This is a genomic window from Pseudomonas sp. Tof1, from assembly GCF_055390395.1.
The window spans coordinates 405,883-430,511 of the sequence record NZ_AP024344.1 but is presented as its reverse complement, the minus strand read 5'-3'; the positions used below and the strand labels follow the sequence as shown (position 1 = coordinate 430,511).

Here is a 24,629-nt window from a genome sequence, read left to right as displayed (position 1 = left end):
TTGGCAGCGAAGAAAAAACCCGCACCGAAACGCGGCGCCAGCCGCTACCAGGCTCCCGAAAAGAAGCCGATCCCGGGCTGGTTGTGGCTGGCCATCGGGCTGGGCGTTGGCGCCTTCATCGTCTTCCTGATGAAACTGGAACCGGGCAAGGGCGATGACGTCAAGCGCGTGCGCCAGGAACAGCAGAAAGCCGCCAAGGTCGCCGAAGCCAACAAGACGCCTCCGAGCCCGACCCAGCCGGTGAAGCCCAAGTACGACTTCTACACCCTGCTGCCGGAATCGGAAGTCATCGTGCCGCCGGAGGCCGTGCCGGAGAAAACCCTGCCGACCCCGCAGACCGTGCCAACCCCGCAAACACCGGTGACCCCGGCCGAAGCGGCGAAGATCGACACCGCCCGGGCCCAGGCGGCGCTGGCCGGGATCACCCCGCCGCCGCCACCACCGGTGGCCAAGGCGGAGCCGGCGGCGGTGACGAAGTTCTTCCTGCAGGCCGGTTCGTTCCGCAAGGAAGCCGACGCGGACAAGGTCCGGGCGCAGATCATCCTGCTCGGCCAGGCGGTTTCGGTGGAGTCCGGCACGGTGAAGGACGAGACCTGGTATCGGGTCCTGGTCGGTCCGTTCAGCAACCGCGAACAACTGACTACGGCACAGAAACAACTGGCCGCCAGCGGTTTCAGCAATCTGTTGTTACAACAACGCCAGAGCCGCTGACCCTGCCGGCCTCTACGGAGGGTTGGGCCGGGCTTGAAGGCCCATGTGCTGGCCAGCCAGGCGCCCACGGGCCCGTGTCGCACGCCGATTGCGTGCACGGCCCGCCCTCCCTGCGGAGCCGGCTTGCTGGCGATCCGCCGCAGACGACCATTCAATATCGTCCTTGGCGCTGGCAAGGCCACTATCGCCAGCAAGCCGATTCCCACAGGATGACGCGCACTTCTCCTACACCACTCGTCCCCCAACCTCACCCGAGGTTGAAAATCCCTGCACCACCCCCATATGAGTTTCCATCAGGCATTTTCGCCCCGCTGCGTGGAGACACTCCCTTGACCACCATCGTTTCAGTTCGCCGCCACGGCAAAGTCGTCATGGGTGGCGACGGCCAGGTTTCCCTCGGCAATACCGTCATGAAGGGCAACGCCAAGAAGGTTCGCCGCCTCTATCACGGCCAGGTCCTCGCCGGCTTCGCCGGTGCCACCGCCGATGCCTTCACCCTGTTCGAACGTTTCGAAGGTCAACTTGAAAAACACCAGGGCCACCTGGTCCGTGCCGCCGTCGAACTGGCCAAGGAATGGCGTACCGACCGCTCCCTGAGCCGCCTGGAAGCCATGCTGGCGGTTGCCAACAAGGACGCCTCGCTGATCATCACCGGCAACGGCGACGTGGTCGAACCGGAGCACGGCCTGATCGCCATGGGCTCCGGCGGCAACTATGCCCAGGCCGCGGCCAGCGCCCTGCTGAAGAAAACCGACCTGTCGGCCCGCGAGATCGTCGAGACCGCCCTCGGCATCGCCGGCGACATTTGCGTATTCACCAATCACCACTTCACTATTGAGGAGCAGGACCTCGCGGAATAGGCAGTGCCAGCCCTGTATCGACACTGACTCAACCGCTTGAGGCCCCACATACCATGTCCATGACTCCCCGCGAGATCGTCCACGAACTCAATCGCCATATCATCGGCCAGGACGATGCCAAGCGCGCTGTCGCCATTGCCCTGCGCAACCGCTGGCGCCGGATGCAGCTCCCTGAAGAGCTGCGCGTCGAAGTGACGCCCAAGAACATCCTGATGATCGGCCCGACCGGCGTCGGCAAGACCGAAATCGCCCGGCGCCTGGCCAAGCTGGCCAACGCCCCGTTCATCAAGGTCGAAGCGACCAAGTTCACCGAAGTCGGCTACGTCGGACGCGATGTCGAATCGATCATCCGCGACCTGGCGGACGCCGCGATCAAGCTGCTGCGCGAGCAGGAGATGGTCAAGGTCCGCCACCGCGCCGAAGACGCTGCCGAGGAACGCATCCTCGACGCCCTGCTGCCACCGGCCCGCTCCGGGTTCAACGAAGAGGCCCAGCCAAGCCAGGACTCCAACACCCGCCAGTTGTTCCGCAAGCGCCTGCGCGAAGGCCAGCTGGATGACAAGGAGATCGAGATCGAAGTCGCCGAGCACACCGGCGTCGATATCTCCGCGCCACCGGGCATGGAAGAGATGACCAACCAGTTGCAGAGCCTGTTCGCCAACATGGGCAAGGGCAAGCGCAAGAGCCGCAAGCTCAAGGTCAAGGAAGCGCTCAAGCTGGTCCGCGACGAGGAGGCCGGGCGCCTGGTCAATGACGAGGAACTCAAGGCCAAGGCCCTCGAGGCGGTCGAACAGCACGGCATCGTGTTCATCGACGAGATCGACAAGGTCGCCAAGCGCGGCAATGTCGGGGGTGCCGACGTGTCCCGCGAGGGTGTGCAGCGCGACCTGTTGCCGCTGATCGAAGGCTGCACCGTCAACACCAAGCTGGGCATGGTCAAGACCGACCACATCCTGTTCATCGCTTCCGGTGCGTTCCACCTGAGCAAGCCGAGCGACCTGGTTCCCGAGCTGCAGGGCCGCCTGCCGATCCGTGTCGAACTCAAGGCGCTGAGCCCGGAAGACTTCGAGCGCATCCTCAGCGAGCCACATGCTTCGCTGACCGAACAGTATCGCGAACTGCTCAAGACCGAAGGCCTGAACATCGAGTTCCAGCCGGAAGGCATCAAGCGCCTGGCGGAGATCGCCTGGCAGGTCAACGAGAAGACCGAGAACATCGGCGCCCGTCGCCTGCACACGCTGCTGGAGCGGCTGCTCGAGGAAGTCTCGTTCAGTGCCGGTGACCTGGCCGGCGCCCAGGGTGCCGAGCCGATTCGCATCGACGCCGACTACGTCAACAGCCACCTCGGCGAATTGGCGCAGAACGAAGACCTGTCGCGGTATATCCTGTAAAGAACGCCACCTCCCTGCAGGAGCGTGGCTTGTCCGCGAATGGGGCCTCAAGGCCGTCAAAAACTTCGCGGGCAAGCCCTGCTCCTGCAAGAGCGGCTTTCACATCGACAGGTCCGCGCACGTCATGACAACCCGCATCCCCACCGCCATCAATCTGCACAAGGCCTCAAAAACCCTGACCCTCAAATACGGTCCGGACGAGGAATACCATCTGCCCGCCGAGTTCCTGCGGGTGCACTCTCCCTCCGCCGAGGTCCAGGGACACGGCCAGCCGATCCTGCAGTTCGGCAAGCTCAACGTCGGCCTGAGCAAGCTCGAACCCGCCGGCCAGTACGCACTGAAACTGACCTTCGACGACGGCCATGACAGCGGCCTGTTCACCTGGGATTACCTCTATCAACTCGCCTGTCGTCAGGATGACTTGTGGGCCGAGTATCTTGCCGAACTCAAGGCAGCCGGAAAATCCCGCGACCCTTCCGAATCGATCGTCAAGCTGATGCTCTAGCTCGCGCGTCTTGCCATTTGGGGCGTATTTTCTAATCTGTTCTGATCCAATACCCGGAAGCAGCGGCTGACGTTCGGCGCGCTTGCGAAAAAAATTAAACTCGGGTAACCAATGGACTTGGCAAGTCCCGTGCATTTAACGATGCGCAATCAACCGGTCACCCGAGCAGCAGTACTTGGCATTCGTTGTGCCTGGTCGCACAGTGTTTACCCGGTACTCGTCTCAGGACAATGGAGCGTCGTAGATGAGTGACAAGAACAGCGATGACCTCAAGCGTCAGGCCTCGGAAAACACCCTGGGCCTGAACCCCGTCGTCGGCTTGCGTAGAAAGGATCTTCTGACTTCGGCACGAATGGTACTGGCCCAGACCCTCCGGCAGCCCATCCACAGTGCCAAACACGTCGCCCATTTCGGCGTCGAACTGAAGAACGTGCTGTTCGGCAAATCCGAGTTGCAGCCGGACAACGACGACCGTCGCTTCTCTGACCCGGCCTGGAGCCAGAACCCGCTCTACAGGCGCTACCTGCAGACCTACCTGGCCTGGCGCAAGGAACTCCACGACTGGATCGACGACAGCTCGCTCTCGGCCCAGGACATCAGCCGCGGACACTTCGTCATCAACCTGCTGACCGAAGCCATGGCCCCGACCAACACGGCGGCCAACCCGGCGGCGATCAAGCGGTTCTTCGAGACCGGCGGCAAGAGCCTGCTCGACGGCCTGTCGAACCTGGCCAAGGACCTGGTGCACAACGGCGGCATGCCCAGCCAGGTCAACATGAGCGCCTTCGAGGTCGGCAAGAACCTCGGTACCAGCGAAGGCGCCGTGGTGTTTCGCAACGACGTGCTGGAGCTGATCCAGTACGGGCCGATCACCGAGCAGGTGCATGAACGCCCGCTGCTGGTGGTGCCGCCACAGATCAACAAGTTCTACGTCTTCGACCTGAGCCCGGACAAGAGCCTGGCGCGCTTCTGCCTGCGCAGCCACCAGCAGACCTTCATCATCAGCTGGCGCAACCCGACCAAGGCGCAGCGCGAGTGGGGCCTGTCGACCTATATCGAGGCGCTCAAGGAGGCTGTCGACGTGGTCTGCGCGATCACCGGCAGCAAGGACCTCAACATGCTCGGCGCCTGCTCCGGCGGCATCACCTGCACCGCCCTGCTCGGCCACTACGCGGCCCTGGGCGAGAAGAAGGTCAACTCCCTGACCCTGCTGGTCAGCGTGCTCGACACCACCCTGGACACCCAGGTCGCGCTGTTCGTCGACGAACAGACCCTGGAAGCCGCCAAGCGCCACTCCTACCAGCAGGGCGTGCTGGAGGGCAGCGACATGGCCAAGGTGTTCGCCTGGATGCGGCCCAATGACCTGATCTGGAACTACTGGGTCAACAACTACCTGCTGGGCAACGAGCCGCCGGTGTTCGACATCCTCTTCTGGAACAACGACACCACCCGCCTGCCCGCCGCGTTCCACGGCGACCTGATCGAGATGTTCAAGAACAACCCACTGGTACGCGCCGATGCACTGGAAGTGTGCGGCACGCCGATCGACCTGAAGAAAGTCGACGCCGACATCTTCGCCCTGGCCGGTACCAACGATCACATCACGCCGTGGAAGTCCTGCTACAAATCGGCGCAACTGTTCGGTGGCAAGGTCGAGTTCGTACTGTCGAGCAGCGGCCATATCCAGAGCATCCTCAACCCGCCGGGCAACCCCAAGTCGCGCTACATGACCAACGAGGAGATGCCGGCCAAGGCCGAGGACTGGCAGGAAAACTCCACCAAGCATACCGACTCCTGGTGGCTGCATTGGCAAGCCTGGCTGGCGGCGCGCTCGGGCAAGCTGAAGAAGTCGCCGACCAGCCTGGGCAGCAAGGCATACCCGTCGGCCGAGGCGGCACCGGGCACCTACGTGCACGAGCGATAGACCGCGCCGCCCCTTGTAGGAGCCGGCGGTACGGCGACTCCTACAAGGATCGCGTGCACATCAGGGATCACGTGCACACAGAAGCAGGATTCAACACAGGGCTCGCAGCATGCCGCAACCGTTCATTTTCAGAACCATCGAGCTGGACGGCCAGACCATCCGTACCGCGGTTCGCCCCGGCAAGCCACACCTGACGCCACTGCTGATTTTCAACGGCATCGGCGCCAACCTGGAGCTGGTGTTTCCGTTCGTCCAGGCGTTGGACCCGGACCTCGAAGTGATCGCCTTCGACGTCCCCGGCGTCGGTGGTTCGTCCACACCCAGCCGCCCCTATCGCTTTCCCGGCCTGGCCAAGCTCAGCGCGCGGATGCTCGACTACCTGGACTATGGCCAGGTCAATGCGGTCGGGGTGTCCTGGGGTGGCGCACTGGCGCAGCAGTTCGCCCACGATTATCCGGAGCGTTGCAAGAAGCTGATCCTGGCGGCCACCGCCGCCGGCGCGGTCATGGTCCCGGGCAAGCCCAAGGTGCTGTGGAACATGGCCAGCCCGCGCCGCTACATTCAACCCTCCCACGTCATCCGTATCGCGCCGACCATCTACGGCGGCGCCTTCCGACGCGATCCGCACCTGGCCGCCGAACACGCGGCCAAGGTGCGTTCGGCCGGCAAGCTGGGCTACTACTGGCAACTGTTCGCCGGCCTCGGCTGGACCAGCATCCACTGGCTGCACAAGATCCGCCAGCCGACCCTGGTACTGGCCGGCGACGATGATCCGCTCATTCCGCTGATCAATATGCGCCTGCTGGCCTGGCGTATTCCCAATGCCCAGCTACACATAATCGATGACGGCCACTTGTTCCTGATCACCCGGGCCGAAGCCGTGGCGCCCATCATCATGAAGTTCCTCGACGAAGAACGTCAGCGGGCCGTCATGCACCCGCAACCGGCGCCCTTCAAGAGCACCTGAGGGGCACCCATTCGCAGCGTGCCCACCGGCAGGATATCGGCAGGGCACGTCAGGGACGGGGCAGTGGACAGCCCCGGTCCGATGCGATGTATCGGTTGATCAGCTTGATGACGAAGGAGTGTTGACTCATGCCAGACAGACCAGCGACGGGTTCGCTACCCGCAGCCGCGACGCCCATCAATGCACAGAGTGCGATTACCGGCCTGCGCGGCCAGGATCTGCTCTCCACCCTGCGCAGCGTCGCCACCCACGGCCTGCGCAACCCGCTGCACACGGCGCGGCATGTGCTGGCGCTGGGGAACCAGTTGGGCAAGGTGTTGCTCGGCGAGACACCGCACCAACCCTCTCCACGTGACTCGCGCTTCACGGACCCGGCCTGGAGCCTGAACCCGTTCTACCGACGTGGCCTGCAGGCCTACCTGGCGTGGCAGACCCAGGTCCGGCACTGGATCGACGAAAGCCGGATGAGCGATGACGAGCGCGCCCGGGCGCACTTCATCTTCACGCTGTTCAACGATGCGGTGGCGCCGTCCAACACCCTGCTCAACCCCCTGGCGGTCAAGGAGCTGTTCAATTCCGGTGGCAACAGCCTGGTGCGCGGCATCAGCCACCTGGTGAACGACATGCTGCACAACAACGGCCTGCCCAGCCAGGTCACCAAGCATGCCTTCGAAGTCGGCAAGACCGTGGCCACCACCCAGGGGGCGGTGGTGTTTCGCAACGAGCTGCTGGAGCTGATCCAGTACCGGCCGATGAGCGAAAAGCAATACGCCAGGCCGCTGCTGATCGTGCCGCCACAAATCAACAAGTACTACATCTTCGACCTCAGCCCGACCAACAGCCTCGTGCAGTACGCCCTGAAAAACAGCCTGCAGGTGTTCATCATCAGCTGGCGCAACCCCGACGTGCGCCACCGTGAATGGGGCCTGTCGAGCTATGTCGAGGCGGTGGAGCAGGCGATGAACGTCTGCCGGAGCATCACCGCGAGCCGCGAGGTCAACCTGGTGGGCGCCTGCGCCGGCGGCCTGACCATCGCCGCCCTGCAAGGCTACCTGCTGAGCAAGCGGCAGTTGCGCCGGGTCGCCAGTGCCACCTACCTGGTCAGCCTGCTCGACAGCCGGCTGGACAGTCCGGCCACCCTGTTCGTCGACGAGCAGACCCTGGAGGCAGCCAAGCGCCGCTCCTACCAGCAAGGCGTGCTGGACGGCCGGGACATGGCCAAGGTGTTCGCCTGGATGCGGCCCAATGACCTGATCTGGAACTACTGGATCAACAATTACCTGCTGGGCAAGGAGCCGCCGGCCTTCGACATCCTCTACTGGAACAACGACCACACCCGCCTGCCGGCCGCGCTGCATGGCGACCTGCTGGACTTCTTCAAGCACAACCCGCTCAGCCACCCTGGCGGGCTGGAGGTCTGCGGCACGCCCATTGATCTGCAGAAAGTCACGGTCGACAGTTTCCATGTCGCCGGCATCAACGACCACATCACGCCATGGGACGCGGTCTATCGCTCGACCCTGCTGCTGGGCGGCGACCGCCGCTTCGTGCTGTCCAACAGCGGCCACATCCAGAGCATTCTCAACCCGCCGGGCAACCCCAAGTCCACCTACATCGAAAACCTCAAGCTGAGCAGCGACCCGCGGGCCTGGTACTACGATGGTCGGCAGGTCCAGGGCAGCTGGTGGCCACAATGGCTGGAATGGCTCCAGTCGCACTCGGGAGCCCTCAAGGAAACCCGGCTGACCCTCGGCGACGCCAGGTATCCAACCATGGAAGCCGCACCCGGCACTTATGTGCGGGTGCGATGACTCTCACCGGACACGGCTGCCCGGCAGCCGTGACACCCAACCTAAGAAGACTGGATGAAGACCCGCGACCGGATTCTTGAATGCACACTGCAACTGTTCAACCAGAAGGGCGAACCGAATGTCTCGACCATGGAAATCGCCAATGAACTGGGGATCAGCCCGGGCAATCTCTACTACCACTTTCATGGCAAGGAGCCTCTGGTGCTCGGGCTTTTCGAGCGCTTCCAGGCGGAGCTGGCACCGCTGCTGAACCCTCCGGCGGATGCCGAACTGGCACCGGAGGACTACTGGTTCTTCCTGCACCTGATCGTCGAGCGCCTGTCCCAGTACCGCTTCCTGTTCCAGGACCTGTCCAACCTGGCCGGCCGCCTGCCCAAGCTCGCCAGGGGTATCCGCAACCTGCTCAACGCGCTCAAGCGTACCCTCGCCTCGTTGCTGGCGCAGTTGAAGACCCAGGGCTTCATCGTCAGCGACACCCAGGCGCTGGGGCAATTGGTGGAACAGATCACCCTGACCCTGCTGTTCTCGCTGGACTATCAGCGAATCCTGGGCCGCGAGGGCGAAGTCCGGCTGGTGGTGTACCAGATAATGATGCTGGTGGCGCCGCACCTGCTGCCGCCGGCACGGTTGGCGACTGAACGGATGGCCTTGCGTTATCTCGAAGAGCCTTGATAACCGGCCCAAGGTATGGAGCAGAACAGGGCTGCCAAGCCCGAAACAAAAACGCCCGGCCTTCACAGACCGGGCGTTTCCATTGCGCGAAGCGCCACTCAGGACTGAGAGGTCGGCGCCGACGGAGCCGGGGCCGCAGCCGGAGCGGCTGGAGCAGCCGGGGACACCGAATTGGTGGTGGTCGGTGCCACCGCCGGTTTCGCCGCGGCAGGAGTTGCCGGCTTGGCAACGGCCGGCTTGGCCGCCGCAGGCTTTTTCACCGCTGCAGGCTTCGCGGCAGGTTTGGCTGCCGGTTTTGCAGCGGCCGGCTTCGCAGCAGGCTTGGCCGCTGGTTTCGCGGCGGGTTTGGCCGCGGCTACCGGCTTGGCTGCTGGCTTCGCGGCAGGCTTGGCAGCCGCCGTCTTGGCCGCAGGCTTGGCGGCGGGTTTTGCAGCCGGCTTGGCTGCCGGTTTGGCCGCAGCGGTTTTAGCTGCCGGCTTGGCGGCGGGTTTGGCCGCAGCCTTGGCCAGCGGCTTGGCCGCCGTCTTCGCTGCCGGTTTGGCTGCCGCCGCTTTCGCCGCCACCGGGGTCACCTTCTGGCCAGTGAGTTGCTCGATCTGCCTGGTCAGGGTGTCGACCTTGCTGTGCAGGGCCTTGACCTCATTGCGGCTGGGAACACCCAGACGCGAGATGGCACTGTTCAGACGCTTGTCGAAAGCCTCCTCCAGTTCGTCCCACTTGCCCAGGGCGCGTTCCTTGACGCCGGTGATGCGCGACTTGGCCGAACCGGCGGAGTCCTTGGCCGCCTCGACAGTCTTGCCCACTGCACTCTTGGTCAGCTTCTCGGCTTTCTCACCGTCCTTCACCAGGCTCTCGAAGACCTTGCTGCCGTCACTGTCGATTTTCGAGTACACGCCTAAACCGGCCAGCCAGATCTTGCGGGAGTATTGCTCAACCTTCCCGATCCACGAGCTGCCTTCTTTCTCAGTATTCTTCTTGCCAGCCATCCCGTTCTCCTTAATGTTTACGCGCGACACGTTCGAGCAATGCCGTCAACTCATCGAGCTTAGCAGAGAGTGCCTCAACGTCATGTTTAGACGGAATCCCGATGCGATTCAAGGCACTGGCGACACGGCTGTCGAACGCTTTCTCGACCTTGTCCAGTTGCACTTCGACCCGACCCTTGAGGCCGCTGACATCGCTCTTCACGCTGTCGATCTGGCTGTTGGCGGCTTCAAGCTTTGCGTCGACAGCCTTTTTCCCTTCCTTTTCAATTGCTTGGCCGGCCTTGACGAGTTCCTGGAAGTACTCGCTGCCTTCCTTGCCGACCTTGGCGTAGGCGCCCAGACCCGCCAGCCAGATCCTGCGGGCATAGAGTTTCACTTCAGCCAGGGCGGTGGGCTGAACGTCGGATTTTTTCTTCAGACTGACTTTGGCCATGGTGCACCTCACACGTGAACGGTTGGAGGAACTGCCCGCGCAAGCGGGGACTGCAGCACAAAGTAGTGGCAAAAATTAGAATGGGCACCCTAACCGATGTGGCCAGGGGTCACTTGTGGAAACCGGATTCACCCGTGGCAGCCGGCTCCCACAGGATTGACTGCCACAGGTTCGGATCCGACGGGTTCAGGCCAGCGCCTTGTCCAGCGCCTTCTCGATCTCGCTCTTGATGGTGCCGCTCATGGCCGACATCAGCATGCCCAGCTCGACATCCACCCTGATCCGGTCCTCGGCGATCGTCACCTCGCCGCTGACGCCGGAGCGCTTGAGGCTGACGGTATCACCCGACCAACGCGGCGCCAGGCCATACTGGTCGGCCAGTTTCTGCACCAGCGCCTCGGCCTTCTCACGCGCGCCTGCCAGACCGAGATGATGGGCACGCTCGACACTAATCCGGGCCATCGATTGACTCCTGTTCCATGAATGTAGGCCGGGGCGGCCTTGAACTGCGCTGCGTCAATCCGCCCCGGTCGCCCACTATACTTACATTCCGCCTTTGCCAAGACAAAGCCGGCTACCGGGATTAGAATGGCCCGCATTCTCTTCTGGTGACAGCGATATGACTGATCAGCGCAAAGGCAGCGATGCCGAACCCACCACACACTTCGGCTACAAGAATGTGCCGGAAAGCGAAAAGGCCGGCAAAGTCGCCGAAGTCTTTCACTCGGTGGCCGCCAAGTACGACCTGATGAACGACGTCCTTTCCGGCGGCATGCACCGCCTGTGGAAGCGTTTCACCATCGAGCTGTCGGGCGTGCGCCCCGGTAACCGGGTGCTGGACATCGCCGGCGGCACCGGCGACCTGGCGGCGAAGTTCTCGCGCCTGGTGGGTCCCACCGGCCAGGTGGTGCTGGCCGATATCAACGCCTCCATGCTCAAGGTCGGCCGTGATCGCCTGCTGGATCGCGGGGTGGCCGGCAATATCGAGTTCGTCCAGGCCGACGCCGAGAAGCTGCCGTTCCCGGACAACCACTTCGACTGCGTGACCATCGCCTTCGGCCTGCGCAACGTCACCCACAAGGAAGATGCCCTGCGCTCCATGCTGCGGGTGCTCAAGCCCGGTGGCCGCCTGCTGGTGCTGGAGTTCTCCAAGCCAACCAACGCGCTGATGTCCAAGGTCTACGACGCCTACTCGTTCGCCTTCATGCCACTGGCCGGCAAGCTGATCACCAACGACTCGGAAAGCTATCGCTACCTGGCCGAATCGATCCGCATGCACCCGGACCAGGAAACGCTCAAGTCGATGATGGTGGACGCCGGCTTCGACCGCGTGACCTACCACAACATGACTTCGGGCATCGTCGCCCTGCACCGCGGCATCAAGCCCTGATGCTGCTCAGCGGCCTTCTCGCCGGCGTCGAACACGGCCTCAACCGTGTGCTGCGCCTGGACAGCACTGCCCTGGGCCGTCTCGGGCACCTGACGGGCAAGGTCATCGAGGTCGACAGCCCGGCCTTGAAGCTGTTCATCCTGCCCAGCGACGAAGGCCTGCTGCTGGCCGCCCACTGGGCCGCCGAGGCCGACTGCATCCTCCGTGCGTCCACCACCCGCCTGCTCAACCTGGCCCTGAGCAAGGACAAGAGCGCCGTGCTGCATGGCCCGGACGTGCACCTGGAAGGCGACAGCGCGGTGCTGCTGGACCTGGCCGGGGTGCTGCAGGACCTGGAGCTGGACTGGGAGTACGAGCTGTCGCGCTGGCTCGGCCCGGTCGCCACGCAACTGGTCAGTGGCCACCTGCGCAGCCGTGCCGGCTGGTACCGGCAGGGTTTCGCCAGCCTGAACCAGAACCTGGCCGAGTACCTCAGCGAAGAGTCGCGGGCACTGGTCGGCAAACACGAGGCCGAAGCCCGTTTCGCCGAACTCGACCGGCTCAAGCTCGATCTAGAACGACTCGAGGCACGTTTCGAACGCCTCTCCCGATCCCTCAATTCCAGCGATAACGCATGAAGCTGCTCGCCGTCCGCCGTCTGTTACGCATCCTGCGCGTGGTCATCCGCTACCGTCTCGATGACCTGCTGTTCGACCTGCCCCTGCCCTGGTTCCTCCTGGCATTGCGTTTCGCCCTGCCGTGGCGCTGGTTGCCGCGCAAGCCGCTGGACCTGAGCCGCGGTGCACGGCTGCGCCTGGCCCTGCAGGACCTGGGACCGATCTTCATCAAGTTCGGGCAGATCCTCTCGACCCGTCGCGACCTGCTGCCCGAGGACATCGCCGACGAGCTGATGCTGCTGCAGGACCGTGTCCCACCGTTCGACCCGCAGAAAGCCGTGGAGCTGATCGAGTCGCAACTGGGCCGCAAGATCGGCGAAGTCTTCAGCCGCTTCGACATCGAACCGCTGGCCTCGGCCTCGGTGGCCCAGGTCCACGCCGCGCAGCTCAAGAGCGGCGAGGAAGTGGTGGTGAAAGTCATCCGTCCAGGTCTCAAGCCGGTGATTGCCCAGGACCTGGCCTGGCTGTTCCTGCTCGCCCGCACGGCCGAGCGGCTCTCCGCCGACGCCCGCCTGCTGCATCCGGTGGACGTGGTCAGCGACTACGAGAAGACCATCTACGACGAACTCGACCTGCTGCGCGAGGCGGCCAATGCCAGCCAGTTGCGGCGCAACTTCGAAGGCTCGGACATGATGTACGTGCCCCAGGTCTACTGGGACTGGTGCCGGCCTAAGGTGCTGGTGATGGAGCGCATCTACGGCATCCAGGTCACGGATCTCGCGACCCTGGCCGACCAGCGTACCGACATGAAGCTGCTCGCCGAACGCGGCGTGGAGATCTTCTTCACCCAGGTGTTCCGCGACAGCTTCTTCCACGCCGACATGCACCCCGGCAATATCTTCGTCAGCACCGTCAAGCCGTGGAGTCCGCAGTACATCGCCATCGACTGCGGCATCGTCGGCAGCCTGACTCCGCAGGACCAGGACTACCTGGCCCGCAACCTGTTCGCCTTCTTCAAGCGTGACTACCGCCGCGTCGCCCAGTTGCATATCGACTCGGGCTGGGTTCCGGCGGACACCCGACTCAACGAGTTCGAGGCGGCGATCCGCACCGTCTGCGAACCGATCTTCGAAAAGCCGCTGAAGGACATCTCCTTCGGCCAGGTGCTGATGCGCCTGTTCCAGACCGCGCGGCGCTTCAACATGGAAGTCCAGCCACAGCTGGTGCTGCTGCAGAAGACCCTGCTCAACATCGAAGGCCTGGGCCGCCAGCTGTACCCGGAACTGGACCTGTGGAGCACCGCGCAGCCGTTCCTAGAACGCTGGATGCGCGAACGGGTCAGCCCGAAAACCCTGCTGGGCAACCTGCAGAGCCAGGTCGAGCAACTGCCGCACCTGGCCAACATGACCCGCGACCTGCTCGAACGCCTGTCGCAGCCCCATGCCGCCGACCCGCAGCCGCCGTACAAAAAGCGCAAGGACGACTGGCTGCTGCGTCTGCTCGGCTCACTGCATCTTGGGGGGGCGCGTTTCTCGCCGCCAACGGGCCGCTGCACGAATGGGGTCACTGGCCGGCGGCAGTCATGCTGGCCATTGGTTTGTATCTGGTCGTGCGCCGATAGCCAGCAAGGCTCGCGGCTGGCAAACTGTTCATTCGCCGAGGCCCAACCACGCAGGTTGCGCCCGGTTGTCGGAGTCGAAAATGAAAGACTGGCTGGACGAGATCAAGTGGGACAGCGACGGCCTGGTGCCGGCGATTGCCCAGGATCACAAGACCGGGCGCGTGCTGATGATGGCCTGGATGAACCGCGAGGCGCTGCAACTGACCGCTCGCGAGAACCGCGCCATCTACTGGTCACGTTCACGTGGCAAACTGTGGCGCAAGGGCGAGGAGTCCGGCCACGTGCAGCATCTGCATGAAATGCGCCTGGATTGCGACGCCGACGTGATCATCCTGATGGTCGAACAGGTCGGCGACATCGCCTGCCACACTGGCCGCCAAAGCTGCTTCTACCGCGTCTACGAAAACGACGGCTGGAAGACGGTCGATCCGGTCCTCAAGGACCCGCACAGCATCTACGCAGCAGGACACTGAACATGACTGATACCCTGACCCGTCTGGCCCAGGTACTGGAAGAGCGCAAGGGTGCGGCACCCGACAGTTCCTATGTCGCCAGCCTGTACCACAAGGGTCTGAACAAGATTCTGGAAAAGGTTGGCGAGGAGTCCGTCGAAACCATCATCGCGGCCAAGGACGCTGCCCTCAGCGGCGACTGCAGCGACGTGATCTACGAAACCGCCGACCTGTGGTTCCACAGCCTGGTCATGCTCGCCCAGCTGGGCCAGCATCCGCAGGCCGTGCTGGATGAATTGGACCGTCGCTTCGGACTGTCCGGACACGCCGAGAAAGCCTCGCGTCCGTCCGCCTGAACAACTTTTCGAGAGGAGAAACACCATGGGCATTTTTGACTGGAAACACTGGATCGTCATCCTGATTGTCGTCGTGCTGGTGTTTGGTACCAAGAAGCTGAAGAACCTCGGCACCGACGTCGGCGAGTCGATCAAGGGCTTTCGCAAGGCCATGAACGATGACGAGAAGCCGGCCGAGCCGGTGGTCCCGCCGACCGTGCAACCTGCCCAGCCGCAGCCGGGCGCCCAGCAGAACGCGCCACACACCATCGATGTACAGGCGCAGAAGGTCGAAGAGCCCCGCAATCATTCGTGAGCACTGAATAATGTTCGGTATCAGCTTCAGTGAACTGCTGCTCGTCGGCCTGGTGGCGCTGCTGGTCCTCGGCCCCGAGCGCCTGCCGGGTGCCGCGCGCACGGCTGGCCTGTGGGTCGGACGGCTGAAACGCAGCTTCAACGCGATCAAGCAGGAAGTGGAACGGGAAATCGGTGCCGACGAAATCCGTCGGCAACTGCACAACGAGCACATCCTGTCCCTGGAACAGGAGGCTCGCAAGATCCTGTCGCCGGTCCAGGAGCCGGCTCCCCAGGCTCAGCCCCAGAGCCCGCCGGTCGCCGAGTCCGTGACCCAGCCGGCCGGTGAAACGCCGCTGCCGAGCGACCTGCCACCGGCCACCGTCGCCCCGGGCGATGCCGTACCGGTGCTCGGCGCCGTCGAACCGGCCCCGCATGTTCCGGGCGAAACCGTCACTCCCGCGCCGACGCCAAGTGCGCCAGCTTCTCACGACCCAACTGTGCCGCCGCGAGCCCCATGAGCGATTTTCCGGAAAACGACCAGCAGATGCCGCTGGTCTCGCACCTTACCGAGTTGCGCACCCGCCTGCTGCGCTGTGTCGCGGCAACCTTCCTGATCTTTGCCGGGTTGTTCGCCTTCACCCAGCAGATCTACACCTTCGTCTCCACGCCATTGCGCCAGTACCTGCCGGCCGGCGCGACGATGATCGCCACCGACGTCTCCTCGCCGTTCCTGACGCCGCTCAAGCTGACCATGATGGTCTCGCTGTTCCTGGCGATCCCGGTGATCCTGCACCAGATCTGGGGTTTCATCGCCCCGGGTCTGTACAAGCATGAGAAACGCGTGGCCGTGCCGCTGCTGGTGTCCAGCATCATCCTGTTCTACACCGGCATGGCTTTCGCCTATTACCTGGTGTTCCCGCTGATCTTCAAGTTCTTCGCCGCCGCCACCCCGGCCGGCGTCGAGATGATGACCGACATCACCAGCTACCTCGACTTTGTCATGACGCTGTTCTTCGCCTTCGGCGTGGCGTTCGAGATCCCGGTGGCCGTGGTGCTGCTGGTGTGGATCGGCGTGGTCGACGTCAAGTACCTGAAGAAGATCCGCCCGTACGTGATCATCGGCTGCTTCGTGGTCGGCATGATCCTGACCCCGCCGGACGTGTTCTCGCAGACGCTGCTGGCGGTGCCGATGTGGCTGCTGTTCGAGATCGGCGTGCTGTTCGGCGGCCTGGTCAGCAAGCGTGGCGAGGCGTCGGAAGAGAAACCCACCGACACTGGCCCACAGCCGCCAGCCCCGCTCGCGTGAACCTGCTGCTTCTTGAAGAGGCCGACTTCATTGCGGCCGACCGGGTGGTGCTGCGTGACCGGCGCCTGACCCACATGCAGGAAGTCCATCGCGTCGCGGTGGGCGACAGCCTGCGGGTCGGCCGACTCGGCGGGCTGATGGGCAATGCCCGGGTCCTGCACCTGGAGGCCGGTGAAGCCCAACTGCAGGTCAGCCTCGACCAGCCACCGCCGGCCAAGCTGCCGCTGACCCTGGTGCTCGCCCTGCCGCGTCCGAAGATGCTCCGCCGGGTCTTCCAGACCATCGCCACCATGGGCGTGCCCAGGCTGATGCTGGTCAACAGTTACCGGGTGGAGAAGAGCTTCTGGCAGACACCGTTCCTGGAACCCGAGGCGATTCGCGAGCAACTGGTCCTGGGCCTGGAGCAGACCCGCGACACCGTACTGCCGCAAGTCATCATCGAGAAGCGCTTCAAGCCTTTCGTCGAGGATCGCCTGCCGGCCATCAGCGCGGGCACCCTGGGCCTGGTCGGCCATCCGGGCCACTACCCGCCCTGCCCACGGGCGGTGGACGAACCGGTCACCCTCGCCATCGGCCCCGAAGGCGGCTGGATTCCCTACGAAATCGACCTGCTGGGCAAGGCCGGCCTGCAACCGGTGCAGCTCGGCGAACGGATCCTGCGGGTCGAAACCGCCGTCACCGCCCTGCTCGCCCGCCTGTTCTGAACGCTCCCGGGGCACCAGCAGACCTGTAAAAGCTGATGTTCCCCCCCAGAAGATCAGTTCCCACGGGTTCCGTGGGGTACATTGAAGGATCGCGGCGCTACAGAATCGCTCTACGCCGCCGATACAACGGCAATATTGGAAATCCGTCCGCCATCAGGCGTACGAGCGCCGTCAGGAGTCCGACCCATGTACCGTTGGCTAACCCAGAGCCTGGGCAATGTGAGCATCAACCTGAAACTCGGTATCGGCTTCGGCCTGGTACTGCTCCTGACCATGCTCATCACCTTCACCGGCTGGAGCGGCCTGGGTTCGGTGATCAACCGTGGCGACAAGCTGGGCTACATTTCCTCGCTGAACATGCTGACCAAGGACCTGCGTATCGCCCGCCTGGACTACGAGATGCGCAAGGGCGAACAGGGCCCGGGCACCGTCGCCGGCCTGCTGGACAAGCTGGAAAACGGCCTGCAAACAGCCCGCCAGCAGTTGCAGACCCCGGAAAGCATCACACTGATCGACCAGCAACTGGCCACCCTTGTCCAGTACAAGCGCGCGTTCGCCGACATGACCCAGGCCACGCAGAACCGCGAGGCCGCCCGCAGCAAACTCGGCGCCAGCGCCGACAATGCCGTCGCCAAGGTTGCAGAGGTCGAGAAATCGATGCTGCAGGGCGACAGCATCGCCCAGTTCAACAGCGTGATCGAGCTGAGCAAACTGATCCAGCAGGCCCGTTTCCAGGTTCGCGGCTACACCTACAGTGGCCGCAGTGATGCAGAGCAACCCGCACTGGATGCCATCGACAACGCTCTGAAGAACCTGGAGAGCCTGCCGGCCAGGCTGCCCGAGCAGCACCTGGCCAACCTGCAGCAGGCCAGCGACTCCCTCAAGGCCTATCGGGCTGCCGTCAGCGCCTTCCGCGACTCCCAGATCGCCAGCGCCCAGGCGCTCAAGAACATGGAGGAGCAAGGCAACCATCTGCTGGAACTGAGCAACCAGCTGACCGACCTGCAGACCGCCCGCCGCGACAGCGATGCCGACCAGGCGAAGAGCCTGCTCGGCATTTCCGCCGGCCTGGCCCTGCTGTTCGGCATCATTGCCGCCTGGACCATCACCCGGCAGATCGTCACACCACTGCAGCAGACCCTCAAGGTGGTCGAGCGCGTTGCCTCCGGCGACCTCAGCGAGGACCTGCAAGTCAGCCGCCGCGACGAACTCGGCCAACTGCAGCGGGCCATGCAGAGCATGACCATCAGCCTGCGCAAGCTGATCGGCGGTATCAGCGATGGGGTCACGCAGATCGCCAGCGCCGCCGAGCAACTGTCGGCCGTGACCGAACAGACCAGCGCCGGGGTCAACAGCCAGAAGGCCGAGACCGACCAGGTCGCCACCGCCATGCACGAGATGACCGCCACCGTGCAGGAAGTGGCACGTAACGCCGAAGAGGCCTCGGAAGCCGCGGTCGCCGCCGACCAGCAGGCCCGCGAAGGCGACAAGGTAGTCGGCGAGGCCATCGCCCAGATCGAACGCCTGGCCGCCGAAGTCGGTCACTCCACCGAAGCCATGAGCCACCTCAAGGCCGAAAGCGACAAGATCGGCAGCGTGCTCGACGTGATCAAGTCGGTGGCCGAACAAACCAACCTGCTGGCCCTCAACGCCGCCATCGAGGCCGCCCGTGCCGGCGAGGCCGGGCGTGGTTTCGCCGTGGTCGCCGACGAAGTGCGCAGCCTGGCCCAACGCACCCAGAAATCCACCGAGGAAATCGAGGAACTGATCGTTGGCCTGCAAGGAGGCACCGACCAGGTGGCGACCATCATGGACAACAGCCGCAGCCTGACCGACAGCAGCGTCGAACTGACCCGCCGTGCCGGTGGCGCGCTGGGGAGCATCACCCGCACGGTGTCGGCGATCCAGACGATGAACCAGCAGATCGCTGCCGCCGCCGAGCAACAGAGCGCCGTGGCCGAGGAGATCAACCGCAGCGTGCTGAACGTGCGCGACGTCTCCGAACAGACCGCCTCGGCCAGCGAGGAAACCGCCGCCTCCAGCGTCGAACTGGCGCGCCTGGGCAATCACCTGCAAGTACTGGTCAGCCGCTTCCGTGTCTGACCCTGACCGAACTCAGTCGAGGTCGGCCAGCCAGGCGGTGTCCTTGAACCACTTGTCGTGGATCCGGTCGTAAGTGCCGTCCTCGGCGATCTGGTTCAGGAAGTGGTTGATCCAGTTCAGGCTGTCGTGGTCGCCCTTCTTCAGACCGAACGCCAGGCGCTCGTAGGTGAAGGGCTGGTCCAGGCACAGCAGCTTGCCAGCCCCCAGCCGGTTCACCGCCACCAGGTTGTAGGGTGCATCATGGATGAAGGCGTCGGCCTTGCCGTCGAGCACATCGCGCACGCCCTCCTCCTCAGTGGCGTAACTGACCAGTTGGGCCTTGCCGATCAGCCTCTTCGCCACGATCTCACCGGTGGTGCCGGCCTTGACACGGATGCGGTAGGCGGCATCGTTCAGGTCCTCGAAACTCTGGACCTTGCCCCCCAGCTCCAGCGGAATCAGCATGGTCTGCCCCACCACCATGAAGGGATCGCTGAAGTTCAGGCGCAGGTTACGCTCCGGGGTCAGGGTCATGCCGCTGGCGATCAGGTCGGTCTTGCCCGCCAGCAGGTCGGGGATCAGTTGCGGGTAGCTGCTGGGCAATATCTCCAGGCGCACCCCAAGGGCTTTGCTCATTTCATGCAGCAGATCGATCTCGAAACCCACCACCCGCCCCTGTCGGTCGGTCATCTGGAACGGCATATAGGTCGGATTGGTCCCCACCTTGAGGCTGCCCCGCCTGACCGCTTCGTCGATGGCGCCCGCCTGGAGCCCGCAGGCCTGCAGGAATGCGGCAACGCCCAGCAGTATCGCCAGGTACCTTCTCGTCATGAAAACTCCTTGATCCATTTCCCGATGGGATCGCCCCGTCCGGTCTACGCGGAACTGGCGCAGGCCGGCGGGCACAATTTCGGGGCGCGATCCTAACGCACCCGAACAGGCCGTCGAGCGGATGTTTTGTTACCAAATGACAATGGGTACAGGCGGGAGAGAAACGGCTTGCAAGAGGTCGCATCCCCCCTGGAGCAGGCTCCAGGGGGGATGGAGTCAGGCGGGTTGACCGATTGCCACAACAGGTTGCAGCGGCAGCAGCGGTGCATGCGGATCGGCCTTGACCGACGCACGCCAGGCATTGAGCCACTCGCCATGGCCTTCGCTCCAGACCTGCGCATGCAGGCGGCCCAGGGCAACCGGGTCGCTGAGCAATTGCAGGCGGGCGTTGTTGTCGAGGCCCGCCGGGCCGACTTTCAAGGCATGCCGGACACGCTCGTTGCGCAGCCACTCGATCGGCTCGGCCTGCCGGTGACGGGAGGTCGCCAGGGCACAGGCCAGGGCGTTCTGCCGCGGGTCGACCACCGCCCGGACGAAACCGTCGTTCAGCGCGTGCCAGCGGTTCTCGTGGGTGTATTCGTCGGTCGCCAGCAGCGCCTGGGGCGGGTTGTATTCCTCGGGGATGAGGAACAGCTGCTCATCCTTCGAGCGCAGGCCCAGGTTGACCCGGCTGGAGATCACCGAAACCGGGATCGACAGCATCAGCGAGCCGACGATCGGCACCAGCCACCACAGGAAGCTCGGGTTCAGCCAGATCACCAGCAGGGCCCAGAGGGCACCCAGCAGGGTCTGCGGACCGTGACGGCGCACCGCTTCGCTCCAGGGCGTGGAGTCGTCGTCACGCTGCGGCGAGTTCCAGGTCGCCGCCCAGCCGAGGAACGCGGCCAGGACGAAACGGGTGTGGAAAATCATCCGCACCGGCGCCAGCAGCATGGAGAACAGCATCTCCAGCAGCATCGACACGGTCACCTTGAACTTGCCGCCGAACTCCTTCGCGCCCTTGGCCCAGATCAGGATGACGCTGAGCAGCTTGGGCAGGAACAGCAGCACGATGGTGGTGGAGAACAGCGCCACCGCCTTGTCCGGGTGCCATTGCGGCCACAGCGGATAGAGCTGGCGCGGCTCCATGAAGTACTGCGGCTCCATCAGCGTGTTGACCGCCAGCAGCGCCGTCGACAGCACCAGGAAGAAGAACCACAACGGTGCCGACAGGTAGGACATCACGCCGGTGAGGAACACCGCGCGATGCACCGGGTGCATGCCCTTGACCAGGAACAGGCGGAAGTTCATCAGGTTGCCGTGACACCAGCGGCGGTCGCGCTTGAGTTCGTCCAGCAGGTTCGGCGGCAATTCCTCGTAGCTGCCGGGCAGGTCGTAGGCGATCCACACGCCCCAGCCGGCACGACGCATCAGCGCGGCTTCGACGAAGTCGTGGGACAGGATCGCACCGGCGAACGCGCCCTTGCCGGGCAACGGCGCCAGGGCGCAGTGCTCGATGAACGGTTTCATGCGGATGATCGCGTTGTGACCCCAGTAGTGGGACTCGCCCAACTGCCAGAAGTGCAGGCCGGCGGTGAACAGCGGGCCGTAGACGCGGGTGGCGAACTGCTGCATGCGCGCATACAGGGTGTCCATGCCCGACGCCCTTGGCGCGGTCTGGATGATCCCGGCGTCCGGCGTGGCCTCCATCAGGCGCACCAGGCTGGTCAGGCATTCGCCGCTCATGACGCTGTCGGCGTCGAGCACCACCATGTACTTGTAGTCGCCCCCCAGCGACGGCAGAAGTCGTCGAGGTTGCCGCTCTTGCGCTTCACACGACGGCGGCGGCGGCGGTAGAAGATCTTGCCGAAGCCCGAGGCCTCACGGCAGACATCCAGCCAGGCCTGCTGTTCGGCCACGCAGATATCGGTGTCGTTACTGTCGCTGAGGACGAAGAAGTCGAAACGGTCCAGGTCACCGGTGGCCGCGACCGACTCGAAGGTCGCCCGCAGGCCGGCGAACACCCGCGCCACGTCCTCGTTGCAGATCGGCATGACGATGGCCGTACGGGCATCCGCCGGGATCGGCTCGCTGCCGGCGCTGGCGCCGGAGATACGGTACTTGTCATGCCCGGTGAGCAGTTCGAGGAACCCCATCAGCGCGGTCCAGAAACCGGCCGAAACCCAGCAGAACAGAATCCCGAACATCACCAGGATGGTGGTCTGCAGGACATAGGGCAGCACCTGCCGGGCGGTCTGCAGGACCGGCTGGTGCAGGACCTCGTTGAGGTCGACGAACGACCAGCCCTGGTAAGGCATGATGCCTTTCATGTACCAGCCGGCGACGATGGTCTGGCCAAGCATCAGAATCAGCAGGATGTAGCGTCGGATCGAGCCCACGGTACGCCAGCGGGCATGAGGCAGCTCGCGCCTGTCGTCCTTGGGTGCCGGCGGGTTGCTGCGCCCGGTCAGGCGCCGCCAGGCGCGGACCAGGATATTGGTCCGCCAGGGCTCGGGAACGACCCGGGTGCGCCGGATCGGCGGGGTGGCCTTGAGGCACACCCGGCCGCTGGCGTCCACCGAGAGCATCTCGGCATCTTCCAGGTCGGCGGCGCTGTCGAGGGTCAGGCGACGCCCCACCGAGGCTTGTGCAGCCTCGGCGGAGTCGGCGGACGGTTGCGCACCGAGCCGCTCATGCAACTCGGCGAACGACTTGCAGTTCGCCAACTCGGCGCGCTGCTCGGTACTAAGCGGCAGGTGCGCCAGATACTCGGAGAGAGCCTCTGGCTGGGCGATAGGATTACTCATCGGCAGGCAACTGGTAGCTCCAGGTCTCGGTCAGGACTTGTTCGGTTCTGGCCGGCTCCGGGGTGGTTGGGGCAGCCTCGGCAGCCGGCGCCGGGGCGTCGTGCTCTTTCTTGTCCTTGGCCTTGTCTTTCTCTTGAGTCTTGGCCGCGTCCTTTTCCGCAGACTTGGCTGCGTCCTTGTCCTGGGCCTTGGCCGCTTCCTTCTCGTGCTTCTCCTGGGACTTGGCGGCAACCTTGTCGGCCTTGACCACCTGGGACGAAGCCTTCACCGGCTCGGCGGCAGCGATGTCCTTGACCAGCGCAGCGCGCAGCTCGGTGGACTTGCCCGGATCCTTGATCTTCAGGCGCAGGGTCAGGCGCCAGCCCTGGGTTTCCGGGTTGTAGCGCAGGCTGTTCTCGACCACTTCGGCGTTATCGCCGACGCTGACCTGGCTGCGCACCGGCGCATCTTCCGGCAGGGCCTTGAGGGACGGGCCCTCGAAATCGATCAGGTAGGCCACGCTGCCATCCGGCTGGCGGATCAGGTTCGACTGCTTGACGTCACCGGTGGACTTCAGGGTCTGCTTGACCCAGGCGCTGTCCGGCGAATGCAGGGCAGCTTCGTCCTGAGTCCAGTGCAGACGGTAGGCGAAGTTCATCGCTTCACCCGGCTGGGCGAGCTTTTCCGGGTTCCAGAAAGCCACGATGTTGTCGTTGGTTTCATCGGCGGTCGGGATCTCCACCAGGTCGACGGTGCCCTTGCCCCAGTCGCCCTTCGGCTCGATCCAGGCGCTTGGACGCTTGTCGTAGCGGTCGTCGAGGTCCTCGTAGTGGCTGAAGTCGCGACCGCGCTGCAGCAGGCCGAAACCACGCGGGTTCTCCACGGAGAAGTTGCTCACCGCCAGGTGTTTCGGGTTGTTCAGCGGACGCCACAGCCACTCGCCGTTACCGGCATGGATCGACAGGCCGGCGGAGTCGTGCAGCTCGCGACGGTAGTTGAGGACTTTCGACGGCTGGTTGGCACCGAACAGGAACATGCTGGTCAGCGGGGCCACGCCCAGCTTGCCGACCTTGTCGCGCAGGAACATCTGCGCCTTGACGTCGACGATGGTGTCGGCACCCGGACGCAGGGTCAGGCGATAGGCACCGGTCGCCCGTGGCGAGTCAAGCAGGGCGAAGATCACCAGGTGCTTGTCGGTCGGCTTGGGCTGCTGGATCCAGAACTCGGTGAAGCGCGGGAATTCCTCGCCGGACGGCAGGGCGGTATCGATCGCCATGCCACGGGCGGACAGGCCATAGGTCTGGCCCTTGCCCACGACGCGGAAATAGCTCGCGCCGAGCATGGTCATGATCTCGTCCTGCTTGTCGGCCTTGTTGATCGGATAAAGCACGCGGAAGCCGGCATAACCCAGCTGTTCGGTGGTTTTCGGATCGAATTTCAGGTCGCCGAAGTCGAAACGGCTCGGATCGTACTTGATCTCCGAGACGTCGTTGGCGGTGATTTCGTTGATTTTCACCGGCGTGTCGAAGTGCATGCCCTGGTGATAGAACGACAGCTTGAACGGCGTCTTCTGGTCAGCCCATTCGGCCTTGTCGGTCAGGAAGCGGATTTTCTGGTAGTCCGCGAACTTCATCTCCCGGAATTCGTTCGGCAGATTACTGCGCGGAGCCTCGTACTTCTGCCCGGCCAGGGTCTTCGCCTTGGCCGCCACATCGTCCAGATTGAATGCAAAGATTTGCCCGGCACTGAGCAGGCAAAGCAGTGCGGAGCCCGTCACCAGTGCTTTTCTCAACCCTCTGGCAGTCAATTTTGGTGCATTACAGGGACTAACAATCACGAGCAACCCTCGCCGAAAACAGATCAAAAAACCAACGGCTAGCTATCTATGCGCCAGGTTGGCGAGCATTGTTCCGACTCCCCTGGGGCGAAATGATTCCCCAAACGATGTCGGACAAGTCTCTACCTAATTCAAAATGGACCAACGAACGCT

General features: G+C 64.0%; 22 protein-coding genes and 3 pseudogenes. 19 read left to right on the top strand and 6 right to left on the bottom strand.

Annotation, left to right across the window (positions count from 1 at the left end; all coding sequences use genetic code 11):
• The 8 genes from ACZ5KU_RS01945 to ACZ5KU_RS01910 all read left to right on the top strand — a co-directional run bounded on the left by ACZ5KU_RS01945 (position 1) and on the right by ACZ5KU_RS01910 (position 8,841).
• Entirely contained in the window at positions 1–711 is a 711-nt protein-coding gene (locus ACZ5KU_RS01945) for an SPOR domain-containing protein (RefSeq protein ID WP_054062074.1), read from the top strand.
• Between the two features lie 329 nt (positions 712–1,040).
• Complete coding sequence (gene hslV / locus ACZ5KU_RS01940) at positions 1,041–1,571, top strand: ATP-dependent protease subunit HslV (RefSeq protein WP_017901757.1); 531 nt, start codon at positions 1,041–1,043, stop codon at positions 1,569–1,571.
• A gap of 53 nt (positions 1,572–1,624) precedes the next feature.
• Positions 1,625–2,962, top strand: a complete 1,338-nt coding sequence (hslU, locus tag ACZ5KU_RS01935; protein WP_054060056.1) for an ATP-dependent protease ATPase subunit HslU — start codon at positions 1,625–1,627, stop codon at positions 2,960–2,962.
• A gap of 124 nt (positions 2,963–3,086) precedes the next feature.
• Entirely contained in the window at positions 3,087–3,467 is a 381-nt protein-coding gene (locus ACZ5KU_RS01930) for a gamma-butyrobetaine hydroxylase family protein (protein WP_054060055.1), read from the top strand.
• 244 nt (positions 3,468–3,711) lie between these two features.
• Positions 3,712–5,391 (top strand): class II poly(R)-hydroxyalkanoic acid synthase, encoded by a 1,680-nt coding sequence (gene phaC, locus ACZ5KU_RS01925; RefSeq protein WP_054062073.1) that lies wholly within the window; start codon positions 3,712–3,714, stop codon positions 5,389–5,391.
• Positions 5,392–5,500: 109 nt separating this feature from the next.
• Positions 5,501–6,358, top strand: coding sequence for a poly(3-hydroxyalkanoate) depolymerase (phaZ, locus tag ACZ5KU_RS01920; protein ID WP_054060053.1), 858 nt, complete (start codon positions 5,501–5,503; stop codon positions 6,356–6,358).
• A 128-nt stretch (positions 6,359–6,486) separates the two neighbouring features.
• Positions 6,487–8,169 (top strand): class II poly(R)-hydroxyalkanoic acid synthase, encoded by a 1,683-nt coding sequence (phaC, locus tag ACZ5KU_RS01915; protein ID WP_464736773.1) that lies wholly within the window; start codon positions 6,487–6,489, stop codon positions 8,167–8,169.
• A gap of 54 nt (positions 8,170–8,223) precedes the next feature.
• Entirely contained in the window at positions 8,224–8,841 is a 618-nt protein-coding gene (locus ACZ5KU_RS01910) for a TetR/AcrR family transcriptional regulator (protein ID WP_054060051.1), read from the top strand.
• Positions 8,842–8,939: 98 nt separating this feature from the next.
• On the opposite strand, the gene ACZ5KU_RS01905 is transcribed toward ACZ5KU_RS01910, so the two are convergent.
• The 3 genes from ACZ5KU_RS01905 to ACZ5KU_RS01895 form a co-directional block, all read right to left on the bottom strand.
• Positions 8,940–9,827: a phasin family protein gene (locus ACZ5KU_RS01905; RefSeq protein ID WP_054062071.1), complete on the bottom strand. Its 888-nt coding sequence runs from the start codon at positions 9,825–9,827 to the stop codon at positions 8,940–8,942.
• A gap of 10 nt (positions 9,828–9,837) precedes the next feature.
• Entirely contained in the window at positions 9,838–10,260 is a 423-nt protein-coding gene (locus tag ACZ5KU_RS01900; RefSeq protein WP_054060524.1) for a phasin family protein, read from the bottom strand.
• Between the two features lie 186 nt (positions 10,261–10,446).
• Entirely contained in the window at positions 10,447–10,722 is a 276-nt protein-coding gene (locus ACZ5KU_RS01895; RefSeq protein WP_054060523.1) for a polyhydroxyalkanoic acid system family protein, read from the bottom strand.
• A gap of 157 nt (positions 10,723–10,879) precedes the next feature.
• Between ACZ5KU_RS01895 and ubiE the strand changes: the two genes are divergently transcribed.
• From ubiE to ACZ5KU_RS01840, 11 genes and pseudogenes are all read left to right on the top strand, one after another.
• The gene (gene ubiE, locus ACZ5KU_RS01890; protein ID WP_464736772.1) at positions 10,880–11,650 is read left to right on the top strand and encodes a bifunctional demethylmenaquinone methyltransferase/2-methoxy-6-polyprenyl-1,4-benzoquinol methylase UbiE; all 771 of its coding nucleotides are present in this window, start codon (positions 10,880–10,882) and stop codon (positions 11,648–11,650) included.
• Complete coding sequence (locus ACZ5KU_RS01885) at positions 11,650–12,267, top strand: ubiquinone biosynthesis accessory factor UbiJ (RefSeq protein ID WP_054060521.1); 618 nt, start codon at positions 11,650–11,652, stop codon at positions 12,265–12,267. Before ubiE ends, ACZ5KU_RS01885 begins: the two co-directional genes overlap by 1 nt.
• Positions 12,264–13,867: pseudogene (ubiB, locus tag ACZ5KU_RS01880) on the top strand (ubiquinone biosynthesis regulatory protein kinase UbiB). Before ACZ5KU_RS01885 ends, ubiB begins: the two are co-directional and overlap by 4 nt.
• A gap of 80 nt (positions 13,868–13,947) precedes the next feature.
• A complete protein-coding gene (gene hisI / locus ACZ5KU_RS01875; protein WP_054060519.1) occupies positions 13,948–14,340 on the top strand; it encodes a phosphoribosyl-AMP cyclohydrolase in 393 nt (130 codons plus the stop codon).
• 2 nt (positions 14,341–14,342) lie between these two features.
• Positions 14,343–14,675 (top strand): phosphoribosyl-ATP diphosphatase, encoded by a 333-nt coding sequence (locus ACZ5KU_RS01870; protein ID WP_054060518.1) that lies wholly within the window; start codon positions 14,343–14,345, stop codon positions 14,673–14,675.
• Between the two features lie 25 nt (positions 14,676–14,700).
• The gene (locus tag ACZ5KU_RS01865; RefSeq protein ID WP_017903199.1) at positions 14,701–14,970 is read left to right on the top strand and encodes a twin-arginine translocase TatA/TatE family subunit; all 270 of its coding nucleotides are present in this window, start codon (positions 14,701–14,703) and stop codon (positions 14,968–14,970) included.
• A gap of 10 nt (positions 14,971–14,980) precedes the next feature.
• Positions 14,981–15,469: a Sec-independent protein translocase protein TatB gene (gene tatB, locus ACZ5KU_RS01860; RefSeq protein ID WP_464736771.1), complete on the top strand. Its 489-nt coding sequence runs from the start codon at positions 14,981–14,983 to the stop codon at positions 15,467–15,469.
• Positions 15,466–16,257, top strand: coding sequence for a twin-arginine translocase subunit TatC (tatC, locus tag ACZ5KU_RS01855; RefSeq protein ID WP_054060874.1), 792 nt, complete (start codon positions 15,466–15,468; stop codon positions 16,255–16,257). Before tatB ends, tatC begins: the two co-directional genes overlap by 4 nt.
• Positions 16,254–16,961 (top strand): 16S rRNA (uracil(1498)-N(3))-methyltransferase, encoded by a 708-nt coding sequence (locus tag ACZ5KU_RS01850; protein ID WP_464736770.1) that lies wholly within the window; start codon positions 16,254–16,256, stop codon positions 16,959–16,961. Before tatC ends, ACZ5KU_RS01850 begins: the two co-directional genes overlap by 4 nt.
• Before the next feature lie 186 nt (positions 16,962–17,147).
• Positions 17,148–18,158 (top strand): annotated as a pseudogene (locus tag ACZ5KU_RS01845) (methyl-accepting chemotaxis protein); the annotation flags it as partial.
• A gap of 33 nt (positions 18,159–18,191) precedes the next feature.
• Positions 18,192–19,064 carry a methyl-accepting chemotaxis protein gene (locus tag ACZ5KU_RS01840; protein ID WP_416773401.1) on the top strand — a complete coding sequence of 291 codons (873 nt, stop codon included), beginning with the start codon at positions 18,192–18,194 and terminating at the stop codon, positions 19,062–19,064.
• A gap of 12 nt (positions 19,065–19,076) precedes the next feature.
• Here ACZ5KU_RS01840 and ACZ5KU_RS01835 read toward each other — a convergent pair whose 3' ends face one another.
• From ACZ5KU_RS01835 to ACZ5KU_RS01825, 3 genes and pseudogenes are all read right to left on the bottom strand, one after another.
• Positions 19,077–19,874 carry a transporter substrate-binding domain-containing protein gene (locus ACZ5KU_RS01835; protein WP_081006088.1) on the bottom strand — a complete coding sequence of 266 codons (798 nt, stop codon included), beginning with the start codon at positions 19,872–19,874 and terminating at the stop codon, positions 19,077–19,079.
• A 216-nt stretch (positions 19,875–20,090) separates the two neighbouring features.
• A pseudogene (gene mdoH / locus ACZ5KU_RS01830) lies at positions 20,091–22,660 on the bottom strand (glucans biosynthesis glucosyltransferase MdoH).
• Positions 22,653–24,476, bottom strand: a complete 1,824-nt coding sequence (locus ACZ5KU_RS01825; protein WP_054060885.1) for a glucan biosynthesis protein G — start codon at positions 24,474–24,476, stop codon at positions 22,653–22,655. Before ACZ5KU_RS01825 ends, mdoH begins: the two are co-directional and overlap by 8 nt.
• Positions 24,477–24,629: the final 153 nt, after the last annotated feature.